Origin of the sequence: Sandarakinorhabdus oryzae, from assembly GCF_009733735.1 — a bacterium.
Classification (GTDB): Bacteria; Pseudomonadota; Alphaproteobacteria; order Sphingomonadales; family Sphingomonadaceae; genus Sandarakinorhabdus; species Sandarakinorhabdus oryzae.
Window position 1 is genome coordinate 1 of record NZ_WNJP01000064.1, and the last position, 14,700, is coordinate 14,700.

The 14,700-nt window shown below is 65.7% G+C and carries 14 protein-coding genes and 1 tRNA gene; 11 read left to right on the forward strand and 4 right to left on the reverse strand.

Annotated features, from left to right (window positions below; translation table 11 throughout):
* On the forward strand, positions 1-522 hold a 522-nt coding region (locus tag GJ693_RS08115), incomplete at its 5' end, for an HpcH/HpaI aldolase/citrate lyase family protein (protein WP_197042053.1).
* Here GJ693_RS08115 and GJ693_RS08120 read toward each other — a convergent pair.
* Positions 519-1,556 carry a serine endopeptidase gene (locus GJ693_RS08120; RefSeq protein ID WP_156255813.1) on the reverse strand — a complete coding sequence of 346 codons (1,038 nt, stop codon included), beginning with the start codon at positions 1,554-1,556 and terminating at the stop codon, positions 519-521. The two genes, GJ693_RS08115 and GJ693_RS08120, sit on opposite strands and share 4 nt — an antisense overlap.
* A gap of 128 nt (positions 1,557-1,684) precedes the next feature.
* Here GJ693_RS08120 and GJ693_RS08125 point away from each other — a divergent pair.
* Positions 1,685-1,759, forward strand: a tRNA-Gln gene (locus tag GJ693_RS08125).
* 578 nt (positions 1,760-2,337) lie between these two features.
* Entirely contained in the window at positions 2,338-3,474 is a 1,137-nt protein-coding gene (locus tag GJ693_RS08130; RefSeq protein ID WP_156255814.1) for a cobalamin-independent methionine synthase II family protein, read from the forward strand.
* A gap of 11 nt (positions 3,475-3,485) precedes the next feature.
* Here the strand turns inward: GJ693_RS08130 and GJ693_RS08135 are convergent, their stop codons facing one another.
* Together GJ693_RS08135 and GJ693_RS08140 are read right to left on the reverse strand one after the other, a co-directional pair.
* A complete protein-coding gene (locus GJ693_RS08135) occupies positions 3,486-4,511 on the reverse strand; it encodes a uroporphyrinogen decarboxylase family protein (RefSeq protein ID WP_156255815.1) in 1,026 nt (341 codons plus the stop codon).
* 128 nt (positions 4,512-4,639) lie between these two features.
* The gene (locus tag GJ693_RS08140; RefSeq protein ID WP_156255816.1) at positions 4,640-6,172 is read right to left on the reverse strand and encodes a winged helix-turn-helix domain-containing protein; all 1,533 of its coding nucleotides are present in this window, start codon (positions 6,170-6,172) and stop codon (positions 4,640-4,642) included.
* Positions 6,173-6,358: 186 nt separating this feature from the next.
* Here GJ693_RS08140 and GJ693_RS16835 point away from each other — a divergent pair, with 186 nt between their 5' ends.
* Positions 6,359-7,030 carry a PEPxxWA-CTERM sorting domain-containing protein gene (locus tag GJ693_RS16835; RefSeq protein ID WP_235902747.1) on the forward strand — a complete coding sequence of 224 codons (672 nt, stop codon included), beginning with the start codon at positions 6,359-6,361 and terminating at the stop codon, positions 7,028-7,030.
* 143 nt (positions 7,031-7,173) lie between these two features.
* Positions 7,174-7,545, forward strand: coding sequence for a hypothetical protein (locus GJ693_RS08150; protein WP_156255817.1), 372 nt, complete (start codon positions 7,174-7,176; stop codon positions 7,543-7,545).
* A gap of 24 nt (positions 7,546-7,569) precedes the next feature.
* Here the strand turns inward: GJ693_RS08150 and GJ693_RS08155 are convergent, their stop codons facing one another.
* Positions 7,570-8,325 (reverse strand): citryl-CoA lyase, encoded by a 756-nt coding sequence (locus GJ693_RS08155; protein ID WP_156255818.1) that lies wholly within the window; start codon positions 8,323-8,325, stop codon positions 7,570-7,572.
* A 223-nt stretch (positions 8,326-8,548) separates the two neighbouring features.
* Between GJ693_RS08155 and GJ693_RS08160 the strand changes: the two genes are divergently transcribed.
* The 6 genes from GJ693_RS08160 to GJ693_RS08185 all read left to right on the forward strand — a co-directional run.
* On the forward strand, positions 8,549-9,712 hold the full coding sequence (locus GJ693_RS08160; RefSeq protein ID WP_156255819.1) for a CaiB/BaiF CoA transferase family protein: 1,164 nt from the start codon (positions 8,549-8,551) through the stop codon (positions 9,710-9,712).
* 6 nt (positions 9,713-9,718) lie between these two features.
* The gene (locus tag GJ693_RS08165) at positions 9,719-10,519 is read left to right on the forward strand and encodes an IclR family transcriptional regulator (protein WP_156255820.1); all 801 of its coding nucleotides are present in this window, start codon (positions 9,719-9,721) and stop codon (positions 10,517-10,519) included.
* A gap of 265 nt (positions 10,520-10,784) precedes the next feature.
* Complete coding sequence (locus tag GJ693_RS08170; RefSeq protein WP_156255821.1) at positions 10,785-12,962, forward strand: TonB-dependent receptor; 2,178 nt, start codon at positions 10,785-10,787, stop codon at positions 12,960-12,962.
* Between the two features lie 15 nt (positions 12,963-12,977).
* Positions 12,978-13,580 carry an NAD(P)H:quinone oxidoreductase gene (gene wrbA / locus GJ693_RS08175; RefSeq protein ID WP_156255822.1) on the forward strand — a complete coding sequence of 201 codons (603 nt, stop codon included), beginning with the start codon at positions 12,978-12,980 and terminating at the stop codon, positions 13,578-13,580.
* Positions 13,581-13,619: 39 nt separating this feature from the next.
* Positions 13,620-14,171 carry a VOC family protein gene (locus GJ693_RS08180; RefSeq protein WP_156255823.1) on the forward strand — a complete coding sequence of 184 codons (552 nt, stop codon included), beginning with the start codon at positions 13,620-13,622 and terminating at the stop codon, positions 14,169-14,171.
* Positions 14,168-14,700, forward strand: a 533-nt coding sequence (locus GJ693_RS08185) for an alpha/beta fold hydrolase (RefSeq protein WP_156255824.1), incomplete at its 3' end; no start/stop codon positions are given. The genes GJ693_RS08180 and GJ693_RS08185, both read left to right, overlap by 4 nt.

A 14,700-nucleotide genomic window follows, 5' to 3' on the forward strand; every position in this document is an offset into this window, starting at 1 on the left:
GAAGCCGCCGACGTGGTGCGGCGCGCTGGCGGCCGGCCGGTGCTGGCGATGATCGAAACGCCGGCCGGCGTGCTCAACGCCGCCGCCATTGCCGCCACGCCGGGCATCGCCGGGCTGGTTGCCGGCATGGCCGATCTGGCCAAGGCGCTCAACTGCGGCAGCGACGCCCAGCGCACGCCCTTGCTCTACAGCCTGTCCGCCATCGTGCTCGCCGCGCGGGCAGCCGGCATCGCCTGTTTCGACGGGGTGTGTACGGAGTTCCGCAACGAGGAGGCGTTCCGGGCCGAGGCGGCGCAGGGCAAATTGCTGGGCTTTGACGGCAAGACGCTGATCCACCCCAGCCAGGTCGATCCCTGCAACGCCGTCTTTTCGCCCTCAGCCGAAGAGGTCGCCCACGCCAAGGCACTGATCGCGGCCTATGAGGCGGCCTTGTCAGCCGGCCGCGGGGTCGCCACGCTGGATGGGCAGATGGTGGAGATCCTCCACGTGGAACAGGCCAAGCGCCTGCTGGCGCGCGCCTAGGCCGGGTCCGCCTTTGCTCCGCATTTGTGGCAGAAGGGCGAGAAGGTGCCCTTGCGCGCGCTGCAGCTGTGGCATTTCTCATAGAGGCCGATGCCGCAGTGCGGGCAGAAGTCGATCTCGGGATTCTTCAGGTCCACCGGCCGCTCGCAGCCGGGGCAGACGCCCTTGGCCAGTCGGGCCAGCGCCTGGTCGTAGGCCAGGTCCTGCCGGCGCACCGTGTCGGGCTGGGCCTCGGCCAGTTTCTGGCGCTCCAGATATTTGTTCAGCTCGATGATCGCCCAGCGCCCGACCAGCAGCGTGACGATGATGCCGACCGAATAGCGGACATAGCCGCCATAGCTGGGCAGATAGGGCACGAGTTCGACGAAGAAGGTGAACAGCGCGAAGAAGATGAAGCCCCAGGCAAAGGGCCACCAGCGGCCTTTGCGCGCCTTCACGAACAGCAGCCCGGCGATCACCAGCAGGGGCAGGGTGATGGCCAGGCGATAGAGGAAGACGCGCAGTTCGCTGGCCTGCAACGCGTCCTCCAGCTTGGCCTGGGCCGCGTCACGCAGCGGGACCATGGCGGCTTCGGCGCGCTGCTCGGCCTGCTGGGCGTCGAGCAGTTTCTGCCGCTCGGCCTCGCTGGCGCGGGTGGCGGCGGTTTCGGTGGCCTTCAGGGCATCGAGCGCGGCGGTGCGGGCCTTCAGTTCGGCATCCTGATCGGCCCGGCCCGTCGCCTGTCGGGTGGCCACCCAATTGTCGAAGGTGGCCCGCGCGGCCTCATATTCCTTCAGCGCGCCTGTGCGCTTCAGCTCGGCCTGTTCCAGCGCCGCCTCGGCCGCCAGCCGCTTGTCGCGCGCGCCGTCCTGCTGCTGCTGCAGCGGCTGCGCCTCGGGGCCCAGGAACTGCTCGAGCGAGAGCGCCTGCTCCACCTGCGGCAGATCGCCGACCACGGCATTGCCCAGCCCGATCAGGAAGAAGGCGAACACCAGGCTGATCAGCCAGAGCGCGCGCACGAACCATTTTTCGGAGAGACGGATGGCGTTGTTCATGGGCCCGATGCTGGCGCGACGGCGCTGCCCTGTCAAATCACCCGGCCGGCCGGGATGCGGCAAAGAAGGGCTTGGCAAAGCGCCCGCGATTGCCTAACCGGCAGCCCTCAGCCGCCACGGCCGGCTGCTGGGGCGTCGCCAAGCGGTAAGGCAGCGGTTTTTGGTACCGCCATTCCCAGGTTCGAATCCTGGCGCCCCAGCCAACAACCGATGCCAACCGCATTCGCCGCCGGCCATCCCGTTCAGATCATGAGTGATTGCCCGGAAAGAAGAGGGCGAGCCCTTGCCGTGAAGTCGTTCCCGGTCGGGAAGCGGATCGCTTGGCGGCAAGGCCTCGCCCCGAGGGGATTGCGGGCGCAGCCCGTCCCGGCAAGGGATATGGTGCGGCCTGTCCTGCCGTCCCCGCCAGCCGCCAGCTCCCGCCGCGGACTTGGCCAGCAGGCAATGCCACACCCGCCGGAACGGGCTGCACGCCGGATGCCTGTTGCCAGCGCCTTGGCGTGGGTCGTCGCCGCAGCAGCCAGCCCGGGCATCGGAACAGATCGTCCTGGCGCGGGCACGCACCAAGGGATCCGGCAAACGCTGACACACACCAGCACATTGCGAATGCGAAGCTAAAGCGAGGGCGCTCACGCGAAGCCAAAGTTTCGTGAGATGAGCGTGAAAAGCACGTGAATTTGCAGTCTCGATTCACGTTATCCGGCGGCCACGATTGCCGCAGCCCTCTGGCGCCGGCGGCGCACGCTCGCTATGCCCCCGGCCATCAATTGGGGGCATCATCATGGCAGACCGTTTTCTCACCACCCACGTCGGCAGCCTGCCGCGCGCCGCCGATCTGCTCGATCAGATCATCGCCCGCGAAGAGGGCCAGACCGTGGACGATTCGGCGCTCACCCGGCGCATCGAACAGGCGGTCGCCTATGTGGTGGGCAAGCAGGCCGAAGCCGGCATCGACATCATCAACGATGGCGAACAGTCCAAGCCCAGCTATGCCACCTACATCAAGGATCGCCTCACCGGCTTTGGCGGCAGTGGCACAAGCTATGTGTTTCAGGACATCGAGGATTTCCCCGGCGTCAAGCAGCGCATCTTTGGCGATGAAGGCCGCAAGCACCGCAAGACGCCGGCCTGCAACGCCCCCATCACTGTGAAGGACATGGAGGCGGTGAAGCTCGACGCCGCCAATCTCAACAACGCGCTGGCCGCCCACCCCGGGCGTCAGGCCTTCATGTCGGCCGCTTCGCCCGGCGTCACCGCGCTGTTCTTCCGCAACGACTATTACGCGACCGATGAAGATTATGTGATGGCGCTCGCCGAAGGGCTGCGCCACGAATATGAAGCCATTGTTGGCGCCGGCATCATGCTCCAGGTCGATTGCCCCGATCTCGCCATGGGCCGCCACACCCAGTTCCGCGACCGTGATCTCAATGGCTTCCGCGACGCGATGGAGCTCAACATCGCCGCCCTCAACCACGCCACGCGCAACATCGCACCCGAACAGATGCGCATGCACCTGTGCTGGGGCAACTACCCCGGCCCGCACCATTGCGACGTGCCCTTGCAAGACATTGTCGACGTCGTCTGGAAGGCCCGCCCGCACGCCATCCAGTTCGAAGCCGCCAACCCGCGCCACGCCCACGAATTCGCGGTGTTCGAGCACGTCAAACTGCCCGACGGCAAGAAGCTCATCCCCGGCGTCGTCGAATGCCAGAGCCCCTATATCGAACACCCCGAGCTCATCGCCCAGCGCATCGCCCGCTACGCCCACCTGGTCGGCCGCGACAACGTGCAGGCCGGCATCGATTGCGGCTTCTCCATCCACGCCGGATCAGGCGGGGTGGACCCGGACGTGGTGTGGGCCAAGATGGCGGCGATGGCCGAAGGCGCCCGCATCGCCACGAAGATGTTCTGGAAGTAGGGAGAGGGGCCTCAGCCTCCCAGTTCTGCCCGCACGATCGCCGCGCCCGCCACCATCGCCTGCATCTTCCCGAAGGCGGTCTCGCGCGGCAGATATTTCATCCCGCAATCGGGCGCGATGATCACCTTGGCCGGGTCCACATGCGGCAGCGCCCGGCGGATGCGCGCCGCCACCGTCTCCGCCGTCTCCACCGCCGGATCGGAAAGATCGATCACCCCCAGGATGATGGTCTTGCCCGCCAGCGACGTCAGGATGCTGGTGTCGAGGTTGGACTGCGCCGTCTCGATGCTCACGCCGTTCACGGTCGAACCGGCCAGCTCGGGCAGGAAGTTATAGCCCGCCGGCCGCTCGTGAATGATCGCGGCATAGCCAAAGCAGATGTGCAGCGCCGTCTCACCCGAAATGCCGTCCAGCGCGGCATTCACCGCCTCCAGGCCGTACTCGCGCGCCTTCTCGGGCCGCGCCTGCATATAAGGCTCGTCAATCTGCACCACGTCCGCCCCGGCCGCGAACAGATCGCGGATCTCGGCGTTCACGGCGGCGGCATAATCCAGCGCCATCTCGCGCTCGCTGGCGTAAAAATCATTCTGCGCCTGGCAGCTCATGGTAAAGGGGCCCGGCACGGTGATCTTGATGCGCCGATCGGTGTTGGCGCGCAGAAACTGCACATCGCGCACCTCCACGGCATGGCGCCGCCGGATATTGCCCGTCACCCGCGGCACCGGATTGGGATGGCCCGACCGGTCGAGCGCCACCCCCGGATTGTCGAGATCAACCCCATCGAGCGCCGTCGCAAAGCGATTGGAATAACTCTCCCGCCGCATCTCGCCATCGGTGATGATGTCCAGCCCGGCGCGCTCCTGGTCACGAATGGCGATGATCGTCGCATCATCCTGCGCCTGCGCCAGATAATCCGGCGCCACCCGCCACAACTCCAACGCCCGCACCCGCGGCGGAAACCGCCCGGCCAGCTTCTCGCGGTCAATCAACCAGTCCGGCTGCGGATAACTGCCCACCAGCGAGGTCGGAAACAACATGGCCCTCATCTCCCCTTGTGCGATTGGTCGCCACTCTGGCGCGCGGCGGGCAGGAAGGGAAGGGGTCCTCCGGCGGGCAGGGACTTGAGGCCCTGCACCCGTTTGTTTCGGGGCGGCCCTGTCGTGAATCAGGTCGATCCGGATCTTTTGCCCAGTGCCCTGAAATCAGGCGTCACCCCGGCCTTCGCCCAGTAATCCGCCATGCCGATGCGTTCCACCAGCGGCATGAATCCGGGATGCGCGCGCAGGTTGGCGGTGGCCGGTATGAACAGCACCAGCGTCTTGCGGCGGTGCTGCTCGTTGAGACTGGTGGCGTAGCGCGGATCAGGCGCAAGGCGCACCGCGGCCTGGCCTTCGCCGGCCAGAAAGCCCCGTGCCACCGCAAGGGCGGCATCAGCCGCGCCCAGCACGGCCAGATGCTGGATCGCCATCACCGCCGGGCCAATGCCGGCCGCGGCAAGTTTGCGGTTTTCATCCACCGCCGCCGCAATATCGCCGGCGCGCTGGCTGCCCAGTGCGGTCTCGGTGGTGCGGAACAGCCGGAGCAGGGGCGGCGGCAGATTGCGGGCGGCCATGGGCTCTTCCAGCATGCGCAGGGCGGCATCGGCACGCCCGGTGTAGCCATAGGTCCACATCCGCGCCATCCAGATGCTGAAATGCGTGGGCCACAGGGTGATGGCACGATCGGCGGCCCTGTCCATGTCGCGCAGCCGGCCATTCGCCCACAGGCGATAGATCAGCTTGTGCTGGTAAACGGCGGCCAGCGGGTCGTTGGCCGCCTGCCGCTCGCTGGTGGCGAGCGCGTCTGCCATGGCGCCGGTCGATCCCTGCAGCAGCCCAAGGGCATCCAGTGCCTGCGGCTGATCAGGCACCTGGCGCAACACCGCCTGCAACCGCAGGCGCGACTGCCACCAGTCGCCAAAGATGGGCGGGATCATCGCCCGCGCAGCGAGGGCCTCCCCCTGGTCTCCATCCAGTTCCAGCGCCTGCGCAATGGCGGCCAGGCATCGCTCCAATGCCCGCTGCGCGTCCTCCGCCGGGCCATTTTCCGACCATTCGCGTTGCAGCACGGCCAGCATGCCCCATGCGGCGGCTTGGGCAGGGTCAATGGCCACGGCCTGCTCTGCGGCCGCGATGCCCGCACGGGCTTCAGCGGAATTGCCCAGGCGCCACTGGTCGCGGGCTTGCGTCACCAGTGCATCCGTCCGCCGCTGCGTGGCTGAACGATCCCATGCCCACCACGCAGCGGCACCGGCAGCTACAGCGCCGCTGGCCACCAGCAGGGCGCGCCGCGACAGGCTTGCCGGGCCGGCGGTGGGGTGCGGGTGCGAGGTCGCGGGCAGGGCGGCGGGAGGCTCGTCGCCATGGCTGAGCCGCAGGCGATAGCCGGTCTTGCTCAGCGTCTCGATCTCGACCTGGCTGGTGCCGCTCTCCCGCAGCGCCCGGCGTATCGCAGCGATGGCCCGGTTCAGGCTGTCTTCCCCAACGAACACGCCATCCCAGCAGCGTTCCAGCAACTGCTCGCGCGAATGCACCGTGCCGGGGGTGGCAGCGAGCGCCTGGAACACGCGCATCACCTGCGGCTCCAGCGTGCAACTGGCAATTGGGCCGGTGATGGTGCGGGCGGATGCATCTAGCGCCAGATCACCCAGCACAAGCATCTGATCCTGAACGGGAAACCAGGCAGATTTGGGCCGGTCCAACGTCGCGCTCCCAGGCTGGACAGACGATCATCAGGAAATGATCAGCACTTCATCATCGCCAATTGCCGTCAGCTGATCAAGCATTTGGCGGCGCGGTCGGGACTGGCTGCGGCAATCGTTCTGCATGTTGTTCGATGGGGAAAGATGATGATCAAGCCGGCGCGTTTCTTCATTCTTGCTTCTGCCTTGCTGCTGCCGTCGTTACAGGCAATGGCGACCGTGACCGATCCGCAGGGTGATTATCTGGCCACGTATAGTGGCCCCCATTTGGGGGCCATGGATCTGGTGGCAGCGTCCGTGGTGCGGCGGGCCACTGGTTTTGAATTCTCGGTCACCACAAACGGCCCAGTGGGCCAGACAACCGGCCAGCTTTACGTGTGGGGCATCAACCGGGGGGCTGGAACCCCACGGCTCAGCTTCGGCTCGCCCAGCATTGGCGGCAACGTCAACTTCGATGCGGTGTTCGTGATGTTCGGCAATGGCGATGCGCGGGTCGCGGCCTTTCCGGCCGCAGGGCCACCAGCCATCACCAACCTGCCCGGCGTGCTCAGCCTGAATGGCAACAGCATCAGCGGCTTCGCGCCGTTCGCCTTGTTGCCTTCGCGCGGCTTTGCCTTCGAGGATTACAGCTTCACACTGTGGAGCCGGCAGCGGGTGAACCCGGCGCTGGATGGCACCAACGCCGAAGTCGCGGATTTCCTCGGTGGCGCCGGCTTCACCGCGAGTGTGCCGGAGCCGGCCAGCTGGGCCATGCTGCTGGCCGGCTTCGGTGCGGTGGGCCTGGTGGCGAGGCGGCGTCGCGGCGCCCTGGCCTGAGCTCGGCCGTAAGCAGCCAACGGGTCATCAGGGGATCTTGCATCGAAATAATCGCTGCGTGCCAGTTGCGGCACAGATCATCTGCGATAGAATAGCTTGAGCGCTGGCATGTCGCGCAGAGTTTCGTTGCGAGGAGTTTGGCGATGTCGATCAATTGGGGCCCAGGCTGGTATGCCTATTCCAATGAGTTGATGCGATTTCCTGAGGCCAAGGAGAAGGAACTGGTCGAATCGATGATCGCCAACAGCGCCAGTGCCGAGGTCTTGCGCTATTATTTCTCGAAAACCGGTGGTCAGGTTTATGTGAAATGCGGTCGCCACGTCAGCGACTCCGAACGCCGGGTCCATATCACCCTGCAGCTTGGCTATGCCTTGCCGCCGTGGACGCATGACGACTGGCCGGGCCAGACGGCGCACGTGATCGATGATGTCGATTTCAATTCGCTGACCTATGCCACCGATGTCTTTCCGGGACTGACAGCGGATTCCAAGAAGAAGATCAAGGAGCGTTATTGACCGGCAATGCCGGGACCGAAGCGCCTAGGCCCCGTCGTAGCTGATCGCCGCCGCGGCCGCGCCGCTCATGATGAAGCCGATCGGGCGCTGCGTCTCTTCCTGCAGGTGGCCGATCAGGCTGGCGGTGCGGGCGAGGAGGGAGATGCCTTTGAGGGCGGCGAGGGGGAAGCCGACGTCGAGCATGACCGCGGGGATGGCGCCGTTGACGTTGATGGGCAGGCTGCGGCCGATGGCGTCGGGCAGGGCGGCCTGGATGGCCTTGAGGGCGCCGATGTGCGGCCCTTCGATGCCGTGTTCGGCGGCGAGGCGCAGGAGCAGGTTGGCGCGGGGGTCGCCGTCGCTGTGTTGCGGGTGGCCAAAGCCGGGGATGGCTTTCTTCTGTTCGCGCAGGGCCTTCACTTCGGCGGCCGGTTCGCCGCTTTCGACAACTTGCGCCAGGAAGCGCCCGGCGACTTCGGCCGAGCCGAGGACGACGCTGCCGCAGCCGAGCAGGCCGGCGGCCACCGCGCCGTGGAAGGCTTCGGGGGCGGCGGCATAGGTCATCCGCGCAGCGACGACGGAGGGGACGAGGCCGTGCTCGGCGATGGCGCACAGGACGGCGTTGGCGAAGAACTTCTGCGTGTCGGTGGGCGCCTGGCCGGTGACGAGCAGCCAGAAATAGCTGGTGAAATCGGTGTTGCCGATGATCTCGCCGGTGAGGTCCCGCCCGCGCACGGTGATGCTGTGGGCGTCTGACGTGCAGATGGCGGTGAAGGGGGCGTCCTGCTTGCCGATGCGCATGGGTGGGGCTTCCTGAATTTCGAAATACGAACTTGCCTTCGATATGCGAAATTCATATGGTGGGCAAGACGGGCGCGCCCCGGAGACTCGTTGGCGGCAAAATGCCGGGACACCGCGGTTACGCCCGGCCAGCGGCGCTGTACTCCCGGCCAGCCGCCGGGCACTGCGGGCCAGCGCCGGGACACGTTTTGATACAAATGGCCAGCAGTTGGGGACGATAGTGATGGATGGGACGGCCAACGAAAAGAGCGCGTTGCCGCTCGCCGGGGTGACGGTGCTGGAAATGGGCACCTTCATCACCGGGCCGTGTGCCGGCATGCTGCTGGCCGATCTGGGGGCCAGGGTGATCAAGGTGGAACAGCCCGGCAGCGGCGATCCGTTCCGGGCCTACAAGGGCACGCTTTACTCGCCGCATTTCCAGACGTGGAACCGCAACAAGCAGTCGATCACGCTCGATACGCGCGGCGCCGATGATCTGGCGGCGTTTGATGCGCTGATGCGTGAAGCCGATGTTTTCATTCAGAATTTCCGGCCTGGTGTGGCGAAAAAACTGGGGGTGGATTGGGAGCGGCTGCACGCGCTCAACCCGCGGCTGATCTATGCCAGCATCTCCGGTTTCGGTGCCAGTGGCCCCGATGCGGACCGGCCGGCGTTCGACACGGTGGCCCAGGCTGCCAGCGGCTTCCTGCGCCTGCTGGTGAACCCGGTTCACCCGCGTGTTGTCGGCCCGGCGATTGGCGACATGATGACCGGCTTCTACACTGCCCAGGGTGTGATGGCGGCGCTGTACCAGCGGGCGCAGACCGGGCAGGGGCGGCTTGTCGAAACCTCGATGTTCGAGGCCATGGCGCACTTCAATCTCGATGATTTTACACATCTTTTTGCCGCCGATCAGGTGATGGATGCCTGGTCGCGCCCGCATGTTTCGCAATCCTATGTGTTCCAGTGCAGCGACGGCCTGTGGCTGGCCCTCCACATGAGCTCGCCGCCTAAGTTCTGGGAAAATCTGGCAGAAGCCGTTGGCCAGCCCGAGATGCTGCAGCTGCCGGCTTTTGCCAGCCGCGATGCCCGCATCGCCCATTATGAGGATGTCGTCGCCCACCTCGCGCCGATCTTCGCCAGCCGGCCACGCGCCGAGTGGCTGGCGACGCTGCGCCGCCTGGAAGTGCCGTCGGCGCCGGTCGCCACCAGCGTGGAAGTGCTTGAAAACGAACAGGCAAGACATCTGCAGCTGGAGATTTCGGCGCCTGGCCCGATGGGCGAATTCCGCACCATCCGCTCGCCGATCAGCTTCGATGGCCAGCGCAGCCTGACGGTGACGGCGCCGCCCCTGCTGGGGCAGGACAATGAAGAAGTGCTTGGACGCCGGGCCGAAGCAGCCGAATAAGGCGCGATGACGGCCGAGAAGGATCCCGAGTATCTGAGCACGCTGGAGCGGGGCCTGAAGGTGCTGCGCGCCTTCGATGCCACCCGCCCGGAGATGGCGCTGTCGGACGTGGCGGCGGCCACCGATCTTTCACCGGCCGTGGCAAGACGCTGCCTCAACACGCTGGTTGCGCTGGGTTATATCCGCCAGGATGGGCGCCGCTTCCTGCTGACGCCTGAGGTGCTGACCTTTGGTTCAGCCTATCTTTCGTCGATGAATATCGAAAGTGTGGCGGTGCCGCCGCTGCAGGCGCTGGGCCAGGCCACCGGCGATTCGGTCAGCCTCGCCGTGCGCTCGGGCCGCGAGATCCTCTATGTCTGCCACATCCCGTCCAACCGGCGCATCCGGCTTGGTGCCGGGGTGGGCACGCGCTTTCCGCTGCATGCCACCTCGATGGGCAAGGTCATCCTTGCTTTTCAAGGGGATGCGGCGATCGACGCGTTTGTGGACGGTGGCCCGCTGCCGCGGCTGACCGAGCGCACCATCACCGAGGCGTCGGCCTTCCGCAGCCGCCTGCAGACCATCCGCGAGCGCCGCTATGACAGTGCGCTGGATGAGCTGGATTATGGCATCGTCTCGGTGGCGGTGCCGCTCTTCGATGCTGCCGGCCAGGTGGTGGCGGCGATCAACTGCTCCACCTCCACCACCCGCATCAGCCAGGACGAGCTGGTGCGCACCCGGCTGCCACTGCTGGCCGACGCCGCCGACGCCATCACCGCCGAATTGCGGCGCTTCCCGCAGCTTGCCCGCTCGCTCGCTGGCCGCTGAACGGAGTCCCGCCGTGTCCATCTGCTGGCCGGCGGCAATGCACTGCTGGCCGGCCGGGCCGCGCCGGTGGGCCATGGCTGGCCGCTTGTGCCCGGCGGTTGGCCCACCATCCGCGCAGGCGTTGCCGCCGTGCCACAGCCGGCACCGTGCCGCAGTGAGTTTCGCATATCGAACTTGACTTCGCATGACGAAGAGTTAAGCGCCAATCAGGTCAATGCACGCGCCCGGGGGAACAGCCGGCGCCGGCCATATTGGGGAGGTTCACATGACCAACAGGATTTTCGTCCGTTCCGCCATCCGACTGCTGGCCGGTTCGGCACTGGCCGCGCTGGCGTTGCCCGTGGCCGCTCAGACCGCCGCCACCGCCGACAGCGGCGAAATCATCGTCACCGCCACCCGCCGTGCCGACACGCTGCAGAACACCCCGGCGGCGATCACCGCTTTCAACGCCGCCGCCATCCAGTCGGCCGGCATCGAGCGCCCGTCCGATTTCATCGGCCTGACCAGCAACGTCAACCTGGTCGAGACCCAGAACGCCGGCAACGCCTTCGTCATCATCCGTGGCATCACCCAGGCCCGCAACAGCGAGCCGTCGGTCGCCGTCATCGTCGATGGCATCCAGCAGGTGAACCCGGCCCAGTTCAACCAGGAGCTGTTCGACGTCGAGCAGATCGAAGTGCTGAAGGGCCCGCAGGGCGGCCTCTATGGCCGCAACGCCATCGGCGGCGCCATCATCATCCGCTCCAAGGCGCCGACCGACGAACTGTCGGGCAAGTTTACCGCCGGCATCGACAATGGCTTTGGCTATTATGTGCGCGGCAACCTGTCGGGCCCGATCGGCAAGGATCTGAAGTTCCGCGTTGCCGGCAGCTGGTATGATACCGACGGTTTCATCCAGAACACGTTCCTCAACGAGAAGGCCGATCCGATCAAGGATCTCAACCTGCGCGCCAACCTGCTGTGGAACCCGGCCGCCGGCCTCGATGTCGATTTCCGCCTTGCCTATTCCAACCTGCAGACCCAGGCGCTCTATTTCAACATCGTCAATGATGTGAACGACACCTCGCTGCCGGTGCGCGTCAACAACCGCGGCCAGAACGACCGCGAGATGTGGAGCGGCGCGGTGAAGCTGAAGTACAGCGGCGATTTCGGCACCGTGTCGAACGTGCTCGCCTATGACAGCCTGACCGAGATCCTGACCGGCGATGCCTTCAACTTCCTGCCGATCCCGGAATCGCTGTTCTTCCAGTTCTTTGGCTTCGACCTCAACCAGAGCCAGTTCCTCAAGGTTGACGCCTGGTCGAACGAGCTGCGCTATGAATCGCCGGCCGACAAGCCGCTGCAGTTCACTGTCGGCACCTACATGGTCGGCACAAAGCGCTATATCTCCACCGGCAACATGATCGACACCGGCGCCGGCGTGTTCCCGGTCTACACCACGCCGAGCACCAACCCGCTCAACCCGCAGTTCAGCTTCCTCGCCGACAGCCAGGACAATTTCGCCTGGGCCGTGTTCGGCAACACCAGCTGGAAGATCAACGAGCAGCTGCGCATTGATGCCTCGCTGCGCTATGACCGGGACACCCGCAAGAACACCACGCTCACCCCCACGGCCTTCCTGCCCAACGTGCCCGGCTTCCCGCAAGGCGTGACCGGCGAGTTGCGTCGCCGCAGCTTCCAGTCCTGGCAGCCCAAGGTCACGCTGACCTGGAAGCCGATCGACAATATCACGCTCTATGGTGGCTGGAGCCGCGGTTTCCGTTCCGGCGGCTTCAACCAGACCGGCGTGGGCGCGGTCGCGGCCAGCAACGGCATCGTTGGCGTCAACGACATCTTCAATGCCGAAGTGGCCGAAACCTTCGAAGCCGGCATCAAGACGCAGACCAGCGACAAGCTGCTGACCTTCAACGCCGCGGCCTTCTCGACCCGCACGGAAAACAGCTATTTCTTCGTCTTCCTGGCCGCCAACTCGACCCAGAACCTCGGCAACGTGCCGTTGGCGCAGATCAAGGGCTTTGAAGCCGAGTTGAACCTGCGGCCCGTCAAGGGCCTCGATATCAGCGCCGGCCTTGGTTATACCGACAGCAATATCAAGCAGTTCGGCAACCCGGCCTATATCGGCAACGAATTGCCGCTGATCAGCCGCTACACGCTGAATGCCGGCATCAATTATGTCACGCCGATCACTGATGATGTCGATCTCAACGCCCGCGTTGATTATCGCCGCATCGGCCGCACCTGGTGGGATGTTGAAAACTCGACCAGCCGCAATCCGGTAAACATCGTCGATGCCCGCCTGGGCGTTTCGACCAAGCGCTGGAGTGTGACGGCATTCAGCCAGAATCTGTTCAATGAAATCTACAACGCTGAATTCTCCCCGGGTGGTTTCGTGTTCAAGGCGCGCCCGCGCCGCTATGGCATCGAAGCCAGCTTCAACTTCTGATCGGAAGGCATGTAAATGGCCCGCATTCTCGTTCTCTATTATTCCTCGTGGGGGCATGTGGAGACCATGGCGAAGGCCGTGGCCGAGGGCGCGGCCAGCGTTGATGGCGTGGAGGCCGTGGTGAAGCGGGTGCCGGAACTGGTGCCCGCCGACACCGCCGCCGCCTTTCATTACAAGACCACGCAGGACGCCGACATCGCCGATCCCAATGAACTGGCCGAGTATGACGCCATCATCATCGGCACGCCGACCCGTTTCGGCAACATGGCCGCCCAGATGCGCAACTTCCTCGATCAGACCGGCGGCCTGTGGGCCAAGGGCGCACTGATCGGCAAGCTGGGCGGGGCGTTCGTTTCGACCGCCAGCCAGCACGGCGGCCAGGAAACCACGCTGACCAGCATCCACACCACGCTGCTGCACCACGGCATGATCATCGTTGGCCTGCCCTACAGCTTTGCCGGCAACAGCATCATGACCGAGATTAGCGGCGGAACGCCTTACGGCGCCTCGACGCTCGCCGCCGGTGATGGCAGCCGGCAACCGTCGGCCAACGAACTCGATGGCGCGCGTTTCCAGGGCAAGCACACCGCCGAGATTGCGAAGAAGCTGTTTGGCTGAGCCGCTGCGCTGATTATCCTTGGGGAGGAGGAGACTCACATGACCATCACCCGTCGCCCGAACCGCCTGCACCACACCGCCTATGTGACCAAGGATCTGGAAGCCACGCGCGCTTTCTATGAAGACGTGATCGGCCTGCCGCTGATCGCGACCTGGACGGAAGCCGATGAGCTGTTCGGCAAGCTGCGCACCTATTGCCATGTGTTCTTCGAGCTGAACGATGGCTCGTGCCTGGCCTTCTTCCAGTTTGCCGATCCGGCTGACCAGGCCGAATTTGGCCCGGAGATTCCGTCGAGCCCGTTCATCCACATCGCCCTGCATGTGGACAAGGAAACGCAGGCCGATCTGGAGGCCCGTATCAAGGCTGCCGGCATCGCCGAACCGCAGACCTATGTGCTGGAACATGGCTATTGCCGTTCGGTTTATGTGGTTGATCCCAACGGCATGATCCTGGAATTCACCTATGACGCGCCGGAAGCGCTGGACCCGGCGCTGGATGCCACGCGCCGCGCCAACGCCCATGCCGAACTGAAGCGCTGGCTGGCCGGCGATCACACCAACAACAACAATTTCCGGCGCGAGGCGGCGTGACAGCATTGGCGTCGTCTGCCGCGGTGGATGGCGCCTTCGCTGCCGGGAGGGTCCATCGCATTGCGGTGCCAGGCGGCGACCTGATTGTGGAAGTGGCCGGTCAGGGGCCGGCCATCATCCTGTGGCATGGCTGGACGCTGGACCGGCGCCAGTGGCGCGGGCAGGCGGCGCTGGCAGACCGTTTCACCCTGGTGGCCGTGGACCGGCGTGGCTTTGGCGAGTCGAGCGCGCCCGCCGATCTGGCCGAGGAGCCGGCCGACGTCGCCCGTGTCGCCGCCGCGCTGGGATTGACGCGCTATCATCTCGTCGGGTTGAGCCAGGGCGGCAAGGTGGCGTTGGCGCATGCGGCGGGCTTGGACGCCGCATCTTCGAGGAGTGCGGCGGCGCGGCCGGCCGGGCTGGAGCGCGTGGTGGTGATCGGTGCGCCGATTGACGCCGAACTGCCGGTCCCGCCGGAGAGCGTGCCCGTCGCCGAAATGGCCATGCTGGCCCGCGCCGGCCGGCTCGCCGACATGCGGCAGCTGTGGCT

What these genes read in the sequence shown, in the direction of transcription:
- GJ693_RS08120 (WP_156255813.1), bottom strand. Translation starts at nt 1,556, where the DNA reads ATGAACAACGCCATCCGTCTCTCCGAAAAATGGTTCGTGCGCGCGCTC.
- GJ693_RS08130 (WP_156255814.1), top strand. Translation starts at nt 2,338, where the DNA reads ATGGCAGACCGTTTTCTCACCACCCACGTCGGCAGCCTGCCGCGCGCC.
- GJ693_RS08135 (WP_156255815.1), bottom strand. Translation starts at nt 4,511, where the DNA reads ATGTTGTTTCCGACCTCGCTGGTGGGCAGTTATCCGCAGCCGGACTGG.
- GJ693_RS08140 (WP_156255816.1), bottom strand. Translation starts at nt 6,172, where the DNA reads ATGCTTGTGCTGGGTGATCTGGCGCTAGATGCATCCGCCCGCACCATC.
- GJ693_RS16835 (WP_235902747.1), top strand. Translation starts at nt 6,359, where the DNA reads ATGATGATCAAGCCGGCGCGTTTCTTCATTCTTGCTTCTGCCTTGCTG.
- GJ693_RS08150 (WP_156255817.1), top strand. Translation starts at nt 7,174, where the DNA reads ATGTCGATCAATTGGGGCCCAGGCTGGTATGCCTATTCCAATGAGTTG.
- GJ693_RS08155 (WP_156255818.1), bottom strand. Translation starts at nt 8,325, where the DNA reads ATGCGCATCGGCAAGCAGGACGCCCCCTTCACCGCCATCTGCACGTCA.
- GJ693_RS08160 (WP_156255819.1), top strand. Translation starts at nt 8,549, where the DNA reads ATGGATGGGACGGCCAACGAAAAGAGCGCGTTGCCGCTCGCCGGGGTG.
- GJ693_RS08165 (WP_156255820.1), top strand. Translation starts at nt 9,719, where the DNA reads ATGACGGCCGAGAAGGATCCCGAGTATCTGAGCACGCTGGAGCGGGGC.
- GJ693_RS08170 (WP_156255821.1), top strand. Translation starts at nt 10,785, where the DNA reads ATGACCAACAGGATTTTCGTCCGTTCCGCCATCCGACTGCTGGCCGGT.
- wrbA (WP_156255822.1), top strand. Translation starts at nt 12,978, where the DNA reads ATGGCCCGCATTCTCGTTCTCTATTATTCCTCGTGGGGGCATGTGGAG.
- GJ693_RS08180 (WP_156255823.1), top strand. Translation starts at nt 13,620, where the DNA reads ATGACCATCACCCGTCGCCCGAACCGCCTGCACCACACCGCCTATGTG.